At 71.4% G+C, this 16,367-nt stretch carries 15 protein-coding genes; 8 read left to right on the top strand and 7 right to left on the bottom strand.

Going from position 1 to position 16,367, the window contains the following annotated elements; translation table 11 throughout:
* From eat to FNX44_RS13130, 4 genes are all read left to right on the top strand, one after another.
* On the top strand, window positions 1–1,422 hold a 1,422-nt coding region (gene eat, locus FNX44_RS13145; RefSeq protein ID WP_143648256.1), incomplete at its 5' end, for an ethanolamine permease.
* 69 nt (window positions 1,423–1,491) lie between these two features.
* Window positions 1,492–2,196, top strand: a complete 705-nt coding sequence (locus FNX44_RS13140; protein ID WP_143648255.1) for a gamma-glutamyl-gamma-aminobutyrate hydrolase family protein — start codon at window positions 1,492–1,494, stop codon at window positions 2,194–2,196.
* A 79-nt stretch (window positions 2,197–2,275) separates the two neighbouring features.
* Window positions 2,276–2,515, top strand: coding sequence for a FitA-like ribbon-helix-helix domain-containing protein (locus FNX44_RS13135; RefSeq protein WP_143648254.1), 240 nt, complete (start codon window positions 2,276–2,278; stop codon window positions 2,513–2,515).
* Window positions 2,512–2,907 (top strand): type II toxin-antitoxin system VapC family toxin, encoded by a 396-nt coding sequence (locus tag FNX44_RS13130; RefSeq protein WP_143648253.1) that lies wholly within the window; start codon window positions 2,512–2,514, stop codon window positions 2,905–2,907. Before FNX44_RS13135 ends, FNX44_RS13130 begins: the two co-directional genes overlap by 4 nt.
* Before the next feature lie 135 nt (window positions 2,908–3,042).
* Here FNX44_RS13130 and FNX44_RS13125 read toward each other — a convergent pair whose 3' ends face one another.
* Entirely contained in the window at window positions 3,043–4,068 is a 1,026-nt protein-coding gene (locus FNX44_RS13125; protein ID WP_143648252.1) for an ATP-dependent 6-phosphofructokinase, read from the bottom strand.
* A gap of 217 nt (window positions 4,069–4,285) precedes the next feature.
* Between FNX44_RS13125 and pta the strand changes: the two genes are divergently transcribed.
* From pta to pyk, 3 genes are all read left to right on the top strand, one after another.
* Window positions 4,286–6,487, top strand: a complete 2,202-nt coding sequence (gene pta / locus FNX44_RS13120; RefSeq protein WP_143648251.1) for a phosphate acetyltransferase — start codon at window positions 4,286–4,288, stop codon at window positions 6,485–6,487.
* Complete coding sequence (locus tag FNX44_RS13115) at window positions 6,484–7,683, top strand: acetate kinase (protein WP_143648250.1); 1,200 nt, start codon at window positions 6,484–6,486, stop codon at window positions 7,681–7,683. Before pta ends, FNX44_RS13115 begins: the two co-directional genes overlap by 4 nt.
* A 61-nt stretch (window positions 7,684–7,744) precedes the next feature.
* A complete protein-coding gene (pyk, locus tag FNX44_RS13110) occupies window positions 7,745–9,169 on the top strand; it encodes a pyruvate kinase (RefSeq protein ID WP_143648249.1) in 1,425 nt (474 codons plus the stop codon).
* 40 nt (window positions 9,170–9,209) lie between these two features.
* On the opposite strand, the gene FNX44_RS13105 is transcribed toward pyk, so the two are convergent.
* From FNX44_RS13105 to FNX44_RS13090, 4 genes are all read right to left on the bottom strand, one after another.
* Entirely contained in the window at window positions 9,210–10,382 is a 1,173-nt protein-coding gene (locus tag FNX44_RS13105; protein WP_185285788.1) for a hypothetical protein, read from the bottom strand.
* An 85-nt stretch (window positions 10,383–10,467) separates the two neighbouring features.
* A complete protein-coding gene (locus FNX44_RS13100; protein ID WP_181353288.1) occupies window positions 10,468–10,944 on the bottom strand; it encodes a DUF6114 domain-containing protein in 477 nt (158 codons plus the stop codon).
* Between the two features lie 113 nt (window positions 10,945–11,057).
* A complete protein-coding gene (locus FNX44_RS13095; RefSeq protein ID WP_143648247.1) occupies window positions 11,058–11,669 on the bottom strand; it encodes a DUF6230 family protein in 612 nt (203 codons plus the stop codon).
* 625 nt (window positions 11,670–12,294) lie between these two features.
* Window positions 12,295–13,257 (bottom strand): tetratricopeptide repeat protein, encoded by a 963-nt coding sequence (locus tag FNX44_RS13090; RefSeq protein ID WP_143648246.1) that lies wholly within the window; start codon window positions 13,255–13,257, stop codon window positions 12,295–12,297.
* Between the two features lie 269 nt (window positions 13,258–13,526).
* On the opposite strand from FNX44_RS13090, the gene FNX44_RS13085 reads away from it, so the two are divergent.
* A complete protein-coding gene (locus tag FNX44_RS13085; protein WP_143648245.1) occupies window positions 13,527–14,123 on the top strand; it encodes a TetR/AcrR family transcriptional regulator in 597 nt (198 codons plus the stop codon).
* 26 nt (window positions 14,124–14,149) lie between these two features.
* Here the strand turns inward: FNX44_RS13085 and icmA are convergent, their stop codons facing one another.
* Together icmA and FNX44_RS13075 are read right to left on the bottom strand one after the other, a co-directional pair.
* Window positions 14,150–15,850, bottom strand: coding sequence for a coenzyme B12-dependent isobutyryl-CoA mutase large subunit (gene icmA / locus FNX44_RS13080; protein ID WP_143648244.1), 1,701 nt, complete (start codon window positions 15,848–15,850; stop codon window positions 14,150–14,152).
* A gap of 105 nt (window positions 15,851–15,955) precedes the next feature.
* Complete coding sequence (locus tag FNX44_RS13075; RefSeq protein WP_143648243.1) at window positions 15,956–16,303, bottom strand: DUF3817 domain-containing protein; 348 nt, start codon at window positions 16,301–16,303, stop codon at window positions 15,956–15,958.
* Window positions 16,304–16,367: the final 64 nt, after the last annotated feature.

The raw sequence follows: 16,367 nt of genomic DNA, 5'->3' as shown, positions 1-16,367 counted from the left end.
CCTCCCGGCTCCCCCGAAGCCGCCTATCTGGACCGGCGCAGCCTGCGCCGGGGCAGCGCGGGCTGGCTGCTGCTCACCGGCCTCGGCGTGGCGTACGTCGTCTCCGGCGACTTCGCCGGCTGGAACTTCGGCCTGGCCGAGGGCGGTTTCGGCGGACTGGCCATCGCCATGGTGCTGATGGGCGTGATGTACACCTGCCTGGTCTTCTCCCAGGCCGAGATGGCAGCCATCCTGCCCACCGCCGGCGGCGGCTACGGCTTCGCCCGGCGTGCGCTCGGCACCTGGGGCGGCTTCCTCACCGGGACGGCGATCCTGATCGAGTACGTCCTGGCACCGGCGGCGATCTCCATCTTCATCGGCGACTACGTCGAATCCCTCAACCTCTTCGGCCTCACCTCCGGCTGGCCGGTCTACCTCGCCTGCTTCGTGATCTTCATCGGCATCCACCTGTGGGGGGTGGGCGAAGCCCTCCGGTTCAGCTTTGTCGTCACCGGTATCGCGGTCGCCGCGCTGGTGATCTTCGCGCTGGGCGCGGTCACCGAGTTCGACGGCAGCCGACTCAACGACATCCCCGTCGACGGCAACGCCTTCGGCGCCAACTCCTGGCTGCCCTACGGGCTGATCGGGATCTGGGCCGCCTTCCCCTTCGGCATGTGGTTCTTCCTCGGCGTCGAGGGCGTACCGCTGGCGGCCGAGGAGACCAGGAACCCGGCCCGCACGCTCCCCCGCGCCATGGCCGCCGCCATCGGCGTCCTCCTCGTCCTCGCCGTCGTCACCTTCCTCGTCGCCGTCGGGGCGCGCGGCTCCGCCGGGCTCCAAGACGCCGGCAACCCCCTGGTCACCGCACTCCAGGGGGACGGCGAACCGACCGCGCTCAGCCGCTTTGTCAACTACGCCGGGCTGGCCGGCCTCGTCGCCTCCTTCTTCTCCCTCATCTACGCCGGCTCCCGGCAGCTCTTCGCGCTCTCCCGGGCCGGCTACGTCCCCCGCTTCCTCTCTCTCACCAGCCGTCGCAAGGCGCCCTACCTGGGTCTGCTGGTGCCCGGCGCGCTCGGCTTCGCGCTGGCCGCCGGCACCGGCGACGGGGCGCGGATGCTCAACATGGCCGTCTTCGGCGCCACCATCTCGTACGCCATGATGGCGCTCTCCCACATCGTCCTGCGCCGTCGCGAACCGCACCTGGACCGGCCCTACCGCACCCCGGGCGGCATCCTCACCTCGTCGGTCGCGCTCGTCCTGGCCTGCGCCGCGCTGGTGGCGACCTTCCTGGTGGACAAGCAGGCCGCGTTCATCGCGCTCGGCGTCTACGCCGCCGCCGTCGCCTACTTCGCCTTCTACAGCCGGCACCGCCTCGTCGCGGCCGCCCCCGAGGAGGAGGCCGCCGCCCTGGCCGCCGCCGAAGCCGAACTCACCCGCAACTGACCACCGGTGGGGGTCTCCTCGGCCGAGCGCGGGAGGCTCCCACCGACAGACCGCTCATGGAGGAAACCCGTGGCCCAGCCCCTCGTCGGCATCAGCACCTATCTGGAGGACTCCGTACGGTGGGGCGTGTGGGACCTGCCCGCCGCCGTCCTCCCCGCCGGATACCACCGGATGGTCCAGCACGCCGGCGGCATCGCCGCGCTCCTCCCGCCCGACGAACCGGCCGCCGCGGCTCGCGCGGTGGCCCGGCTGGACGCCCTTGTCGTCGCGGGAGGCCCGGACGTGGGCCCGGACCGCTACGGCGCCGACCGCCACCCCCGCACCGGACCCACGCACGCCGCCAGGGACTCCTGGGAACTCGCCCTGATCGAGGCCGCGTTGACCAGCGGGACCCCGTTGCTGGGCGTCTGCCGCGGCATGCAGCTGCTCAACGTGGCACTCGGCGGCACCCTCGTCCAGCACCTGCCCGACGAGGTCGGCCACGGTGGGCACTCCGGTCCGCCCGGTGTCTTCGCCCAGCACCTGGTCAAACCCGTCCCCGGTACCCGCCTGGCCGACGCGCTGCCCGAGGCGGTGTCCGTGCCCACCTACCACCACCAGGCCGTGCAGCGTCTCGGCCGTGACCTGGTGCCCTCCGCGCACGCCGAGGACGGCACCGTCGAAGCCCTCGAACTTCCTGCGGAAGCACACCCCTTCGCACTGGCCGTCCAGTGGCACCCGGAGGCCGGCGCCGACCTCCGCCTCCTCTCCGCCCTGCTCGCCGCGAGCCGATGACAGCGCGACGGTCGGCCGCCGGCGCTCCGGACCTCCACCGACTGCTTGCATTTTGCTTGCACGGGATTACGATGGTCGCATGGCCACGATTCACATCCGCGAGGTCCGCGAGGACACCCTCGCCACGCTCAAGACTCGTGCCGCCCGCGCCGGCAAGTCCCTTCAGGCGTACGTACTGGACATACTGGAGACCGAGGCCCGCACGCTGACTCTGGACGAGGCGCTGGCTGCGTCCCGTGACATCGCCGCCGGCAGCGGCGTCACCGCCGACGACATCCTGGACACCATCCAGGCCGCCCGGGAGGCCCGTGCCGCGTGATCGTCCTGGACACCTCCGCGCTCGTCGAGCTCCTGGTCGGCGACGACGCGCTGGGCGAGGCGGTCCGCGCGGCCGTCACGGGGCAACGCCTGGCCGCCCCGCACGCTGTCGACCTGGAGTGCGCTGCCACCTTGCGCGGCCTGGTGCGTGGCAACAAGCTCGCCCCGGACAAGGCCGAGCAGGCCCTCGTGCTGCTGGCTCGGATGCCACTGCAGCGCTACGATCACGTCCGGCTACTGCCGCGAATCTGGGAGCTGCGGCACAACATGTGGCCCTACGACGCCGCCTACGCCGCCCTCGCCGAAGCCCTGCGCGCCGATCTCATCACCCTGGACAAGAGGATCGCCGCCGCTCCCGGGCTGCGCTGCACCGTGCGCGATCTCCGATCCTGAGCGGACTACGGGTGCGCGAACCGCTCCACGCAGGTCGCGTGTGCACATGCGGGGCAGCCGGAAGTCCTCGTCGCGGAGCTACGAGGACTTCCGGGCGACGCCTCGGGAAGCCCATGCGTGAGCGTGCCCGCCCGCTCAGAAGACGGCTTCGGTCTCGTCCATGCGGTCCTGCGGGACGGTCTTCAGCTCGCGGGTGGCGTCGGCGAGCGGGGTCATCACGATGTCCGTGCCGCGCAGTGCGGTCATCATGCCGAAGTCGCCGCGGTGGGCGGCCTCCACGGCGTGCCAGCCGAAACGCGTGGCCAGGACGCGGTCGTAGGCGGTGGGGGTGCCGCCGCGCTGGACGTGGCCGAGGATGACCGGGCGGGCCTCCTTGCCGAGGCGGCGTTCCATCTCGGTGGCGAGGCGGTTGCCGATGCCGACGAAGCGCTCGTGGCCGTACTGGTCGATCTCGCCCTTGGCGTACTCCATGGAGCCCTCGGCGGGGCGGGCGCCCTCGGCGACGCAGATGACGGCGAACTTCTTGCCGCGCGAGAAGCGCTCCTCGACCATCTTGCAGAGGTCGTCGATCTCGAACGGACGCTCGGGCAGGCAGATGCCGTGGGCTCCGCCGGCCATGCCGGCCTCGAGGGCGATCCAGCCGGCGTGCCGGCCCATGACCTCGACGACCATCACCCGTTGGTGGGACTCGGCGGTGGTCTTGAGCCGGTCCATGGCCTCGGTGGCGACGCCGACGGCGGTGTCGAAGCCGAAGGTGCGGTCGGTGGCCGAGATGTCGTTGTCGATGGTCTTGGGCACGCCCACGACGGGCAGGCCGGCCTCGGAGAGCATGGTGGCGGCGGTCAGCGTGCCTTCGCCGCCGATGGGGATCAGCGCGTCGATGCCGAGGCGGCCCATCAGCTCCTCGCTGTTGTCGCAGGCCTCGCGCAGCCGGTCCCGTTCCAGCCGGGCGGAGCCGAGGATGGTGCCGCCGCGGGCGAGGATGCCGCTGACGGAGTTGAGGTCGAGTTCGCGGTGGCGGCCCTCCAGCAGGCCCTTGAAGCCGTCCTCGAACCCGATGACCTCATCGTCTCGGTCCACGACGGCACGGTGTACGACCGACCGGATCACGGCGTTCAGACCGGGGCAGTCGCCGCCGGCGGTGAGGACTCCGATACGCATGCTGATCGTTACTCCTGATCGGGGGACGGGCCGATTGCCGGGGGATTGTTTCATGTCCTGAACCCAAGGGGTTGCCTTGTCCACATGCTGCCGCCCGCCGCGCGGCATATCCAGTCCCATGGGTATTGTCAAGATTGATTTGGTGTGAAGATCGGAAGTTTTCGGACGGGTGGCCGGGAGCGCGGCGCCCCTCCCAGGGAACGAGGAGCGAGCACGCGTGACGCGGAGCGTGTACATATCCAGCGTGGGCCGGGGTGACGGCCGGCAGGTCGTGGAGCTCGGGGTCATGGAGCTGCTGACCCGGTTGGTGGACCGGGTCGGGGTGTTCCGGCCGCTGTGGCATCCGGGCGCCGACCCGATGCTGGACCTGCTGCGCAGCCGCTACCGGCTGAGCCAGTCGGTGGACGACATGACCGGGCTGCCGTACGAGGAGGCCGCCGCGCTGCAGGCCCGCGCCGGTGCCGACGAGCTGGTGGCGCATCTGGTCGACCGCTTCCACGCCGTGGCGGCCGACTACGAGGCGGTCATGGTGCTGGGCACCGACTACGTGGACACCAACCTGCCCGGCGAGCTGACCGTGAACGCCCGGCTGGCCAACGAGATGGGCGCCGTGGTGCTGCCCGTCGTCGGTGGTTTCGGCCAGGAGGCGGAGTCGGTGGTCAACGAGGTGCGCAACGCGCACACCGCGTTCACCTCGCTGGGCTGCGAGGTGATCGCCACGATCGCCAACCGGGTGGACGACAAGCACGCGGCGCGGGCGGCCAAGGAGTTGGGCGCCCACCTGCCGGAGCCGGTGTACGTGCTGCCGGAGGACCCGGCGCTCTCGGCGCCGACCGTGCAGCAGGTGGTGGACGAGCTGGGCGCCGAGGTGCTGCTGGGTGATCCGGCGGGGCTGGCGCGGGACTGCCGCAACTTTGTGTTCGGCGGCGCGATGCTGCCGACGTTCCTGCCCGCGCTGACCGAGGGCTGCCTGGTGCTGACGCCGGGCGACCGGGCGGACCTGATCGTGGGGGCGCTGGCGGCTCACTCGGCGGGCGCGCCGCCGATCGCCGGTGTGCTGCTCACTCTGGACCAGCGGCCCGGCGAGGAGACGATGAACCTCGCGGCGCGGCTGGCGCCCGGCACCCCGGTCCTGGCGGTACCGGGCAGCTCCTTCCCGACCGCCGGCCAACTCCACGCTTTGCGTGGAAAGTTGAACGCGACGAACCCGCGCAAGGCGGAGATCGCGCTGGGCCTGTTCGAGACGCACGTGGACACCGGGCAGCTCACCGAGCGCATCTCGGTGGTGCGCAGCGACCGGGTCACGCCGATGATGTTCGAGCACGAGCTTGTGGAGCGCGCCCGGGGGAACCGGCGGCACGTGGTACTGCCCGAGGGCACCGAGGAACGGGTGCTGCGCGCCGCCGAGGTGCTGCTGCGACGGAACGTCTGCGATCTCACCCTGCTCGGCGAGGAGACCGCCGTCCGCAAGCGGGCCGCGGACCTCGGCGTGGACCTCAACCTGCTGGGCCCCGACGACAGCGGCTGGTCGGCGCACGGCACGACGGCCACGGCCCGGATCGTCGACCCGGCGACATCCCCGCTGCGGGAACGGTTCGCCGAGGTGTACTCGCGGCTGCGGGCCCACAAGGGCGTCAGCCACGAGCTGGCCTACGACGCGGTCGTGGACGTCTCGTACTTCGGCACCCTGATGGTGCAGGAGGGGCTGGCCGACGGCATGGTGTCCGGCGCGGTGCACTCCACGGCCGCCACCATCCGCCCGGCGTTCGAGATCATCAAGACCCGCCCGGACGCGGCGATCGTCTCGTCGGTGTTCTTCATGTGCCTGGCCGACCGGGTGCTGGTGTACGGCGACTGCGCCGTGAACCCGGACCCGGACGCCGCCCAGCTCGCGGACATCGCGATCCAGTCGGCGACGACGGCGGCCAGGTTCGGGGTGGAGCCGCGCATCGCGATGCTGTCCTACTCCACCGGCACCTCCGGTTCGGGCACGGACGTCGACAAGGTCCGCGAGGCGACCGAGCTGGTGCGCAGCCGCCGCCCCGACCTGCTGGTGGAGGGCCCGATCCAGTACGACGCGGCGGTGGAGCCGTCGGTGGCGGCGACCAAGCTGCCGGGCTCGCCGGTGGCCGGCCAGGCGACCGTGCTGATCTTCCCGGACCTCAACACGGGCAACAACACCTACAAGGCGGTGCAGCGCTCGGCGGGTGCCGTCGCCGTCGGCCCGGTGCTCCAGGGCCTGCGCAAGCCGGTGAACGACCTCTCGCGGGGCGCGCTGGTGCAGGACATCGTGAACACCGTGGCGATCACCGCCATCCAGGCGCAGTCACAGGCCGGGCGCCCGGACGAGGACGCGGCAGCGTCCGCCGGCGCGGCCGTCCGTCAGGAGATCCGACAGGAGAAGGGCGGCCTGGCATGAGCGCCACCCGCGTACTCGTACTCAACTCCGGCAGCTCGTCGGTGAAGTACCAGCTGCTGGACATGGCCGACCGGTCGCGGCTGGCGGTCGGCCTGGTCGAGCGGATCGGCGAGGGCGCCTCGCGGCTGCTGCACACGCCGGCCGGCGGCGAGCGGCGGGAGCGCGTCGAACCGTATCCGGACCACGGGGCGGCGCTGAAGGCGGTCGCGGCGGAGCTGGCCGCCGACGGGCTCGGCCTGGACTCCCCCGATCTGGCGGCCGTCGGCCACCGGGTGGTGCACGGCGGCCGCGAGTTCACCCGTCCGACGGTCGTGGACGACCGGGTCCTCGCGGAGATCGAGCGCCTGGTGCCCGTCGCGCCGCTGCACAACCCGGCGAACCTCACCGGCATCCGCACCGCGCAGGCGCTCAACCCCGACCTGCCGCAGGTCGCGGTCTTCGACACGGCGTTCCACACCACGATGCCCGAGTACGCCGCCCGGTACGCGATCGACGTGGCGACGGCCGACGCGCACCGGGTGCGCCGCTACGGCTTCCACGGCACCTCGCACGCCTACGTCTCCCGGGCGACGGCCGAGCTGCTGGGCCGGCCGGTCGAGGACGTCAACGTGATCGTGCTGCACCTGGGCAACGGCGCCTCGGCGTCGGCGGTGCGCGGCGGCCGTTGCGTGGAGACCTCGATGGGTCTCACTCCGTTGGAGGGCCTGGTGATGGGCACCCGGTCGGGTGACGTGGACCCGGCCGTGGTGTTCCACCTGAACCGGGTGGCGGGGATGTCCACGGACGAGGTGGACGAGCTGCTGAACAAGCGCAGCGGTCTGGTCGGGCTGTGCGGGGACAACGACATGAGGGAGATCGTGCGGCGCCGGGAGGAGGGCGACGAGCGGGCGGCGCTGGCGTTCGACGTGTACGTCCACCGGCTGCGGAAGTACGTCGGCGCCTACACGGCGGTGCTCGGCCGGGTCGACGCGCTGGCCTTCACCGCCGGCGTCGGGGAGAACTCGGCCCCGGTCCGGGAGGCGACGGTGGCCGGTCTGGAGGGGCTGGGACTGGCGGTCGACACGGAGCTGAACAACCGGCGTACGGACACGGCCCGGGTCATCTCGCCGCAGTACGCTTCCGTCGCCGTGGCCGTGGTACCCACCGATGAGGAGCTGGAGATCGCCACCCAGGCGTACGCACTGGTCAGCTCATGATCGGTGAGCCAGATCACCCCCAGTACGTTTCGCGTCTAAACAAAACGATAGGATCGCCTCCATGCGCCGTTCCAAAATCGTCTGCACCCTGGGTCCCGCCGTCGACTCCTACGACCAGCTGAAGACGCTGATCGAGGCCGGCATGAACGTGGCCCGCTTCAACATGAGCCACGGCACCCAGGCGGAGCACCAGGAGCGTTACGAGCGTCTCCGCAAGGCCTCCGAGGAGACCGGGCGTGCGGTCGGCGTCCTGGCCGACCTCCAGGGGCCGAAGATCCGCCTCGCCACCTTCGCCGAGGGGCCGGTCGAACTGGTCCGCGGTGAGGAGTTCACCATCACCACCGAGGACGTACCCGGTGACCGGACCATCTGCGGCACCACCTACAAGGGCCTGACCGGGGATGTCGCCAAGGGCGACCCGATCCTCATCAACGACGGCAACGTCGCCCTCCAGGTCGTGGACGTCACCGGGGCCGAGGTCCGCACGATCGTCATCGAGGGCGGTGTCATCTCCGACCACAAGGGCATCAACCTGCCCGGCGCGGCGGTCAACGTGCCCGCGCTGTCGGAGAAGGACGTCGACGACCTGAGGTTCGCGCTCCGCATGGGCTGCGACATGGTCGCGCTGTCCTTCGTGCGCGACGCCGCCGACGTGCGGGACGTGCACCGGGTGATGGACGAGGTCGGCCGCCGGGTGCCGGTCATCGCCAAGGTGGAGAAGCCGCAGGCGGTGGACAACATGGAGGAGGTCGTCCTCGCCTTCGACGCCGTCATGGTGGCGCGCGGCGACCTGGCCGTGGAGTACCCGCTGGAGCAGGTGCCGATGGTGCAGAAGCGGCTGATCAAGCTGTGCCGCCGCAACGCCAAGCCGGTGATCGTCGCGACCCAGATGATGGAGTCGATGATCACCAACTCCCGGCCCACCCGCGCCGAGGCCTCCGACGTCGCCAACGCGATCCTGGACGGCGCGGACGCGGTGATGCTCTCGGCCGAGTCCTCCGTCGGCCAGTACCCGATCGAGACGGTCAAGACGATGTCGAAGATCGTCCAGGCCGCCGAGAAGGAGCTGCTCTCCAAGGGCCTCCAGCCGCTGGTGCCCGGCAAGAAGCCGCGCACGCAGGGCGGTGCGGTCGCCCGCGCCGCATGCGAGATCGCGGACTTCCTCGACGCCAAGGCGCTGGTGGCCTTCACCAAGTCCGGTGACACCGCCCTGCGACTGGCGCGCTACCGCGCGGTGCAGCCGATCCTGGCGTTCACCGAGGACCCCAACACGCGCAACCAGCTCACGCTGGCCTGGGGCGTCGAGACGTTTGTCGTGCCGCACGCGGAGAACACCGACACGATGATCAAGCTGGTGGACGAGGAGCTGCTGAAGCTCCAGCGCTACCAGGAGGGCGACGTCATGATCATGACGGCCGGCACGCCGCCGGGCGTCGTGGGCACCACCAACATGGTGCGCATCCTCCACCTGGGCAAGGACAGCTGACACCGCCTCGCACACGGGCCCGTTCGTGTGTGCGGACCGCTCACTCCAGGGACAGGCGCAGCCCCGGCACGGTCAGGTTCCCGCCGAACTGGCCGGCCTGCCGCACCTCGGCGGAGGTGAAGAACGCCGCCGGCAGGTCCAGCGGCGGGGGCGACTTCGGGCTGAAGGTGATCGGGATCAGTCCGAACAGCCAGCCCTTCAGCTCCTCCGTGTACATCGTCACCGTGCCGCCCCGGAACGTGGACGTGCTGCCGGGCCGGCTGCGGATGTGCTGGACGCGGCCGGCGGAGGTGGGCGCGTACTGGTGCAGGTCCCGGATGTTCAGCTCCTCGGCGGTGAACTTCAGGACCCGCTTCTCCTGGCCGCCGTGGGTGCGTACCAGCACGATGCCGTGGTACTTGAGCCCGGACAGCCCGAGCCGACTGGTCTTCAGATGGAACGGCACGTCGGGCAACGCGGCGGGCGTGCGCTCGTAGGCGGCGTTGTCGTACGCCTCGGCGTCGAACTCGGGGCAGGGGAAGGGTTCCTTGCCGCCCGGCTCGCTACGCGCGTCCTCCTGCGCTTCGTCGTCCTGGTCCGGGCCGCCGTCCTCCGCGGTGTCGTCTTCGGTCGGATCGACCCTGGTCGGAGGCTTCTCGGGGCGGGCGGTGGGCGCCGGTTCGGCCACCCGGTCGGGAGCGCTCCGCTCGGGCGCCCCGCCGGGCATCGGTTCCTTCGGTGCCGGCGCCTCCTCCGTCGGGGTATTGGTCGGCGGCGGACTGGGTGTGGTGGGTGTGGCGCTCGGCTCGGGAGTGGGTGTGGAGTCCTTGTCGCCCAGTCCGAGCAGGTCGCGCAGGCGGCCGCCGACATCCAGCGGGTCGAGCGGGTTCCGAGTGTCCGTGGCTTCGGGTTCCGGGCGGGCCTCGCCGGTACCCGAGGGCCGGGGCGAGGCGGAGGGCCGGGGAGCGACCGACGGTCGAGGTGTCGCCGACGGCGTGGACGCGGCCGGCGGCGCGGCAGTCGGCGGCGCGGTGCTCCGCTCGGGGGCGGGCGTCGGGCCGGACTCCGGCCTCTCGTCCGGCTTCTCCTCCGCTTCGGAGTCCGCGCCCGCGCGGTCGGGCGCCGAGACGCACGGGCCGGCCTGGAAGGGGTTCTCCCGGCCGCCGGGTTGGGCGCCCGCGACGTTCGGCGAGAGTCCGATGCCCAGCAGCAGCGCGGAGGGCATGACGGCCATCGCGGCACGGCCTCCGGGCACCTGGAGTCTGGTCAGCAGGGGTTTCCGCGGGGCCGCGTGGCGAGGGCCCCGCCGCTCGCGGGCCTCACCTGCCACCGGTCCTCCCGTCCGTGGCGGTCGGCTCCTCGCCGGGCTCCTCGCCCTCCACCCAGGCGATGCCCATGCCGCCGCCGATCATGGCGAGCAGGAAGCCGAGCAGATAGCCGCCGAAGTTGGAGACGACCAGGGAGACGATGCCCAGCAGGATGGCGGCGACGCCGGCGAAGACCCGGGCGTACCGCTGGTACCAGAAGGTCAGTCCGAGGACCACCAGCAGGATGCCGATGATCAGCGAACCGGAACCGGTGGTGGTGGCCAGCCGGAAGGACAGGTCCTCGAAGCTGGGGTCGGCGTAGGGGATGTAGACGATCGGCACCCCGGCGAGCAGCGTCAGCAGTCCCGCCCAGAACGGGCGCTGCCAGCGCCAGTGCCGGAAGGAGACCCGCCAGCCGGCGAGCCGTTCGCGGACGGGCCCCGGGCCGGACGACGGCGCCGCCGACGCCGCCGATGACTTCGCACTCATGATCAACAGCTCCTCGGGCGCTGCGGTGGGAAGGGTGTGGCGTGCTGACGGGGACACGGGCCAGGCCGTCGTTCCTTCACCGTGCCTGGCCCGCGCCTCCCCCCTTCAGCCCGTCAGAAGCACTCCTTGGCGCCCTTCGCGACGTTCAGCTTCAGCCCGGTGAGCTTGAAGCTGCCCGCGTTGGTGGCCCAGGCGTTCTGCCTGACGTCGGTCAGCGTCGCCCTGTCGGCCTCCATGGCAAAGGAGCCGGCCGGGGTCCGGTCGCCCGGGCTGACGCCGGGGCCCTTCTTGCTGTCCCCCGCCGCGACACCGATGTTGATGTCGCGGAAGGTGGCGTCACCGGAGAGGGAGTCGGCGTCGATGTAGATGTTCGACGCCTCCACCTTCCGGTCGCCCTCGCCGGCGGTGAGCCGCAGCGTGACGCCGCCCATGATGGGCAGCACCACCGACTGACACAGCCCCGATATCTCGGCCCGTTTGAAGGCCGAGACGCCGACGGGCACGTCCTTGCCGCCGTGCTGTTTGTTGACGGTGCCGTACTGGACGAAGCCGGTTCCCTCCAGTTCGTCGACGGCGATCTTGAAGTTCTGTCCCGAGATGCTGAACGAAGCCGCCAGCGCCCCCTGTGCGAGGGCCACGCCGACGGCGGCCGTCGCGGCCACGCCGGGCACCATGACAACGGCGAACCGCCGCCATCTGGTCCGGCCACGAGCCACGGACTCCATGCCTTTCCTCCTTCACGGACGTACATCTCCCGGCCGGCCACCGGATGCGGGGTGTCCGGCTGGGATGGGAGAAGTGCCACGTCCTCGGGAGGAGGAGCGCCGCCCGTCGGCAGGGCCGATGAACGGCGGTCACCCCCCGAGCGACAACCACCGGAACGTGCGCGGGGCACGTCCCGTCACGAGGGACAGGCCCCGCCTCGGCGGGGACCCCCCTGTCCCGGCCCCGGTGAGACCGGGGCGCTCGGCGGGGTTCCGTCCCGCGGGGTGCGGCCGGCTGCCGCGCCTGGATGGGGATGGACCGAGCGTGGCCGATCGTCGTCTATTGACCCGGTGTCGCACAAGGGGCTCGTTACCCGCAGGTAACGGGATGGTGACGACGTTCGGGGTCCGAGCTGTCCGCGAGGTACGGAAAGTCGCCGTCGCACGGGACACGGAAACGGGACGAGTGCCGCGTTCCCCCGCGAAACCCCGGCCTCCACTTACCGTGAGTAACACAGACACCGATTGCCAAGTTTTGGCAAAGGAGCGCCGCTGTTGAGAACTTTGTCAACAGGTAGACAAGGGTCGGACACGCCTGAGGCGGCCACCCCGGGGGCGGCCGCCTCGACGAGAACCGGTCGGCGGGTCAGAAGAGCACTCGGGCCAGCGCGCCGCGCGCCGCGATCACCCGCGGGTCCTCGGGGCCGACGACCTCGAACAGCTCCAGCAACCGCACCCGCGCGGCGTCCCGCTCCTCCCCGGCCGTCCGGCGCACGGTGTCCACCAACCGCCCGAAAGCGTCCTCGACATGACCTCCGGCCAGATCAAGGTCGGCGACCCGGAGTTGGGCGTCCACGTCGCCGGGGCGGTCGGCGGCGTCCTTGCGGACCTGCGCGGCGTCCAACTCGTGTACGCGGCCGATCAGTTCGGCGCGAGCAAGACCGGCCTTGGCGGCGGCGTGACCCGGGTCGTCCTGGAGCGCGTTGCGATAGGCCTGGACGGCGCCGGAGACGTCACCGGACGCCAGCGCGTCCTCGGCGGCGGCGAGCACCGGGTCGCGCGGCGGCTCCGGCCGGGCCTCCTCCTCGGACGCGGCGGACGGGTCGACGGGTGCGCCGACGATACCGAAGCGCTCCTCGGCGGCCTGGATCAGCTGGTCGAGCACCTGCCGGATCTGCTGCTCGGGCGCGGCGCCCTGGAACAGCGGCAGCGCCTGACCGGCGATCACCGCGAACACCGCCGGGATGCCCTGCACCCCGAACTGCTGGAACAGCAGCTGGTTGCTGTCGACGTCCACCTTGGCCAGGACGAACCGGCCCGCGTACTCCTGGGCGAGGCGCTCCAGGATCGGGCTGAGCTGCTTGCACGGCTCACACCACTCGGCCCAGAAGTCGATGACCACCGGCACCTCGGCGGAGCGCTGGAGAACGTCGCGCTCGAAGCCCGCCTCGTCGACGTCGATCACCAGGCGGGCGGACGTCGCACCGCCCTGCTCCCCGGCGCCGGCCCGCTGGGCGCGCGCCTCCTCCGCCTTCTGTCGTGCCTCTCCCGCCGCCTTCACGGCAGCGAGGTCCACCACTCCGCTCATGGGCATGTTCCTTGGCTGCATGGGACCAGTCTCCCTGTTCCGCGGTGTGGAGTGGTAGCCGACCCGGCACAGCCGGTCCGCCGACCGGCGCCGGGCGCGGAACCGGCCGGCGTGCCGGCCGCGCGCGGCGTCACGGACGTCGTTCGCTCGGCGCCGGGTCCCCACCCGGCGCGTGTGGTTGTCGCGGAAAGGACGGCGGCCCGGGCCCAGGACGAGGGCACGGCAAGGCGCCGCTTTTCGCTACGGGTCGTAGCGTAACCCATGGCCGACGGCATCGGTATGGTCACCCCATGGCCCGACCTCGCAGCGCCGCCGCCGACCGCGCGATCCTGGACGCCACCAGGGCTGCGCTGGTGGAGCTGGGCTGGTCGAAGCTGACGATGGCGGACGTGGCCGCCCGGGCGGGCGTCGCCAAGACCACCCTCTACCGGCGCTGGCCGGGCAAGAGCGAGATGGTCGTGGACGCCGTCGCGGTGCTCTTCGACGAGCTGGAACTACCCGACCGGGGCAGCCTCCAGGCCGACATCGAGGGCGTGGTGCTGTCCTTCGCCGCGCTGGTCAGCCGGCCCGAGACGAAGACCTCCCTGATGGCCGTCGTGGCGGAGTCGACCCACCACCCCGCCCTGCGCGACCGGGTGCGCAGCGCCATCGTCGACCGGCAGAAGCACCTCGTACTGCAGGGCCGGGCCCGGGCGCAGGCGCGCGGCGAGCTCCCCGCCGACGAGGCCGACGCCGAGCGCACCCGCAGGACCGTCGACCTGATCTTCGACGTGGTCGCCGGCACGGTGGTGCACCGCTGCCTGGTCAGCGACGAACCGGTGGACGAGACCTGGGCGCGGACGTTCGCGCTGCTGCTGATGGGCGGCCTGGCGGCGGTCACCGACTGACCGCCGCCACCGCCTCGGAAGTACCGTCAGAACCCGGCGGGCTCGACGTACACGCCCCACTCGTCGCGCAGGACGCCGCAGATCTCGCCCAGCGTGGCCTCCGCGCGGACCGCCGCCAGCATCGGCTCGATCATGTTGGAGCCGTCCCGGGCCGCCGCCAGCATGGCCTCGAGCGAGCTCTTGACCTTCTCGTCGTCCCGGCGCGCCTTGCGGTCGGTCAGCAGCCTGACCTGCTCGCGCTCCACCTCGTGGCTGACCCGCAGGATCTCCAGGTCGCCGGTGACCGAGCCGGTGTGGCAGTTGACGCCGACAACGCGCTTGTCGCCCTTCTCCAGCGCGCGCTGGTACGTGAAGGCCGCCTCGGCGATCTCCCCGGTGAACCAGCCGTCCTCGATGCCGCGCAGGATGCCGGAGGTGATCGGGCCGATCGGGTGCTTGCCGTCCGGGTGGGCGCGGGTGCCGCGCTCCCTGATCTGCTCGAAGATCTTCTCGGCGTCCGCCTCGATGCGGTCGGTCAGCTGCTCGACGTACCAGGAACCGCCGAGCGGGTCGGCGACGTTGGTGACGCCCGTCTCCTCCATGAGCACCTGCTGGGTGCGCAGGGCGATCTCGGCGGCCTGCTGGGACGGCAGCGCCAGGGTCTCGTCGAGCGCGTTGGTGTGCAGCGAGTTGGTGCCGCCGAGGACGGCCGCCAGCGCCTCCACGGCCGTGCGCACGACGTTGTTGTACGGCTGCTGAGCGGTGAGCGAGACACCGGCGGTCTGCGTGTGGAAGCGCAGCCACTGCGCCTTCTCGCTGGTCGCGCCGTAGACGTCGCGCATCCAGCGGGCCCAGATCCGGCGCGCGGCGCGGAACTTGGCGATCTCCTCGAAGAAGTCGACGTGCGCGTCGAAGAAGAAGGACAGGCCCGGCGCGAACCGGTTGACGTCCAGACCCCGGCTCAGACCCAGCTCGACGTAGCCGAAGCCGTCGGCGAGGGTGTAGGCGAGCTCCTGCGCGGCCGTGGCTCCCGCCTCGCGGATGTGGTAGCCGGAGACCGAGAGCGGCTTGTACGCGGGGATGCCGGCCGCGCAGTGCTCCATGAGGTCGCCGATCAGGCGCAGGTGCGGCTCGGGCTGGAAGAGCCACTCCTTCTGCGCGATGTACTCCTTGAAGATGTCGGTCTGGAGCGTGCCGTTGAGCACGCCCGGGTCGACGCCCTGGCGCTCGGCGGCGACCAGGTACATGCAGAAGACCGGGACGGCCGGGCCGCTGATCGTCATCGAGGTGGTGACCTCGCCCAGCGGGATGTCCCGGAACAGCACCTCCATGTCGGCGGCCGAGTCGATCGCCACACCGCAGTGGCCGACCTCGCCCAGCGAGCGCGGGTCGTCCGAGTCCCGGCCCATGAGGGTCGGCATGTCGAAGGCGACCGAGAGTCCGCCGCCGCCGGCCTCCAGGATCATCTTGTAGCGCTCGTTGGTCTGCTCGGCGTTGCCGAAGCCGGCGAACTGCCGGATCGTCCACGTCCGGCCGCGGTAGCCGGTGGCGTGCAGGCCGCGGGTGTAGGGGAACTCGCCGGGCCAGCCGATGCGCTCGAAGCCCTCGTAGTTGTCACCCGGGCGGGGGCCGTAGACCGGGTCCACGGGATCACCGCTCAGCGTGGTGAAGTCCGCGTCCCGCTTGCGGGCGGCGTCGTACCTGGCCTGCCAGCGGCGGCGGCCCTCGGAGATGGCTTCAGCGTCCATACCGGCCAATTTACTAGGACGTCCAAGTATTTGGCCAGAGCAAACCGCGCGGTCCGACGGAGCCCCTGGTCAGGGGCTCCCCGGACGCGCGGTTCAGGCATTGGGTCAGGCCTTGGTGACCGTCTTCGAGTCCTCGCCCGCCGGTTCCTCGTCGCGCTCGATCAGCGGGGTGATCTCGCGGGTGATGCCCTTCTCCACGAAGAACGCGGCACCCGGGATGCACCCGGCGGCCAGCACCCACAGCAGCTTGCCGAACGGCCAGCGCGCCTTGGAACCGAGGTCGAAGGCGAAGATCACGTAGATGATGAACAGCACGCCGTGGATCTGCGAGACGGCCGTCGTGTCACCGGTGTCGAAGCCGTACTTGGCGACGATGAAGCCGGTGAAGACCAGCAGCCACACGGCGGTGATGTAGGACATCACCCGGTACCGGGTGAGCACGTTCTGCTTCATGGGCAACGAGCGTAACGGGGCGTTCCGCCCGATCTTCGGGCGCCCCTCCCCCGCTGTCTCTTAT

Origin of the sequence: Streptomyces alkaliterrae, assembly GCF_007097205.2 — a bacterium.
Lineage (GTDB): Bacteria > Actinomycetota > Actinomycetes > Streptomycetales > Streptomycetaceae > Streptomyces > Streptomyces alkaliterrae.
The sequence above is the reverse complement of the archived record's forward strand: the minus strand, read 5'-3'. Positions and strand labels throughout refer to the sequence as shown.

Coding starts and splice junctions, on each gene's coding strand:
- FNX44_RS13135 (WP_143648254.1), top strand. CDS start 2,276: ATGGCCACGATTCACATCCGCGAGGTCCGCGAGGACACCCTCGCCACG.
- FNX44_RS13125 (WP_143648252.1), bottom strand. CDS start 4,068: ATGCGTATCGGAGTCCTCACCGCCGGCGGCGACTGCCCCGGTCTGAAC.
- FNX44_RS13115 (WP_143648250.1), top strand. CDS start 6,484: ATGAGCGCCACCCGCGTACTCGTACTCAACTCCGGCAGCTCGTCGGTG.
- pyk (WP_143648249.1), top strand. CDS start 7,745: ATGCGCCGTTCCAAAATCGTCTGCACCCTGGGTCCCGCCGTCGACTCC.
- FNX44_RS13105 (WP_185285788.1), bottom strand. CDS start 10,382: ATGGCCGTCATGCCCTCCGCGCTGCTGCTGGGCATCGGACTCTCGCCG.
- FNX44_RS13100 (WP_181353288.1), bottom strand. CDS start 10,944: ATGAGTGCGAAGTCATCGGCGGCGTCGGCGGCGCCGTCGTCCGGCCCG.
- FNX44_RS13095 (WP_143648247.1), bottom strand. CDS start 11,669: ATGGAGTCCGTGGCTCGTGGCCGGACCAGATGGCGGCGGTTCGCCGTT.
- FNX44_RS13090 (WP_143648246.1), bottom strand. CDS start 13,257: ATGCAGCCAAGGAACATGCCCATGAGCGGAGTGGTGGACCTCGCTGCC.
- FNX44_RS13085 (WP_143648245.1), top strand. CDS start 13,527: ATGGCCCGACCTCGCAGCGCCGCCGCCGACCGCGCGATCCTGGACGCC.
- icmA (WP_143648244.1), bottom strand. CDS start 15,850: ATGGACGCTGAAGCCATCTCCGAGGGCCGCCGCCGCTGGCAGGCCAGG.
- FNX44_RS13075 (WP_143648243.1), bottom strand. CDS start 16,303: ATGAAGCAGAACGTGCTCACCCGGTACCGGGTGATGTCCTACATCACC.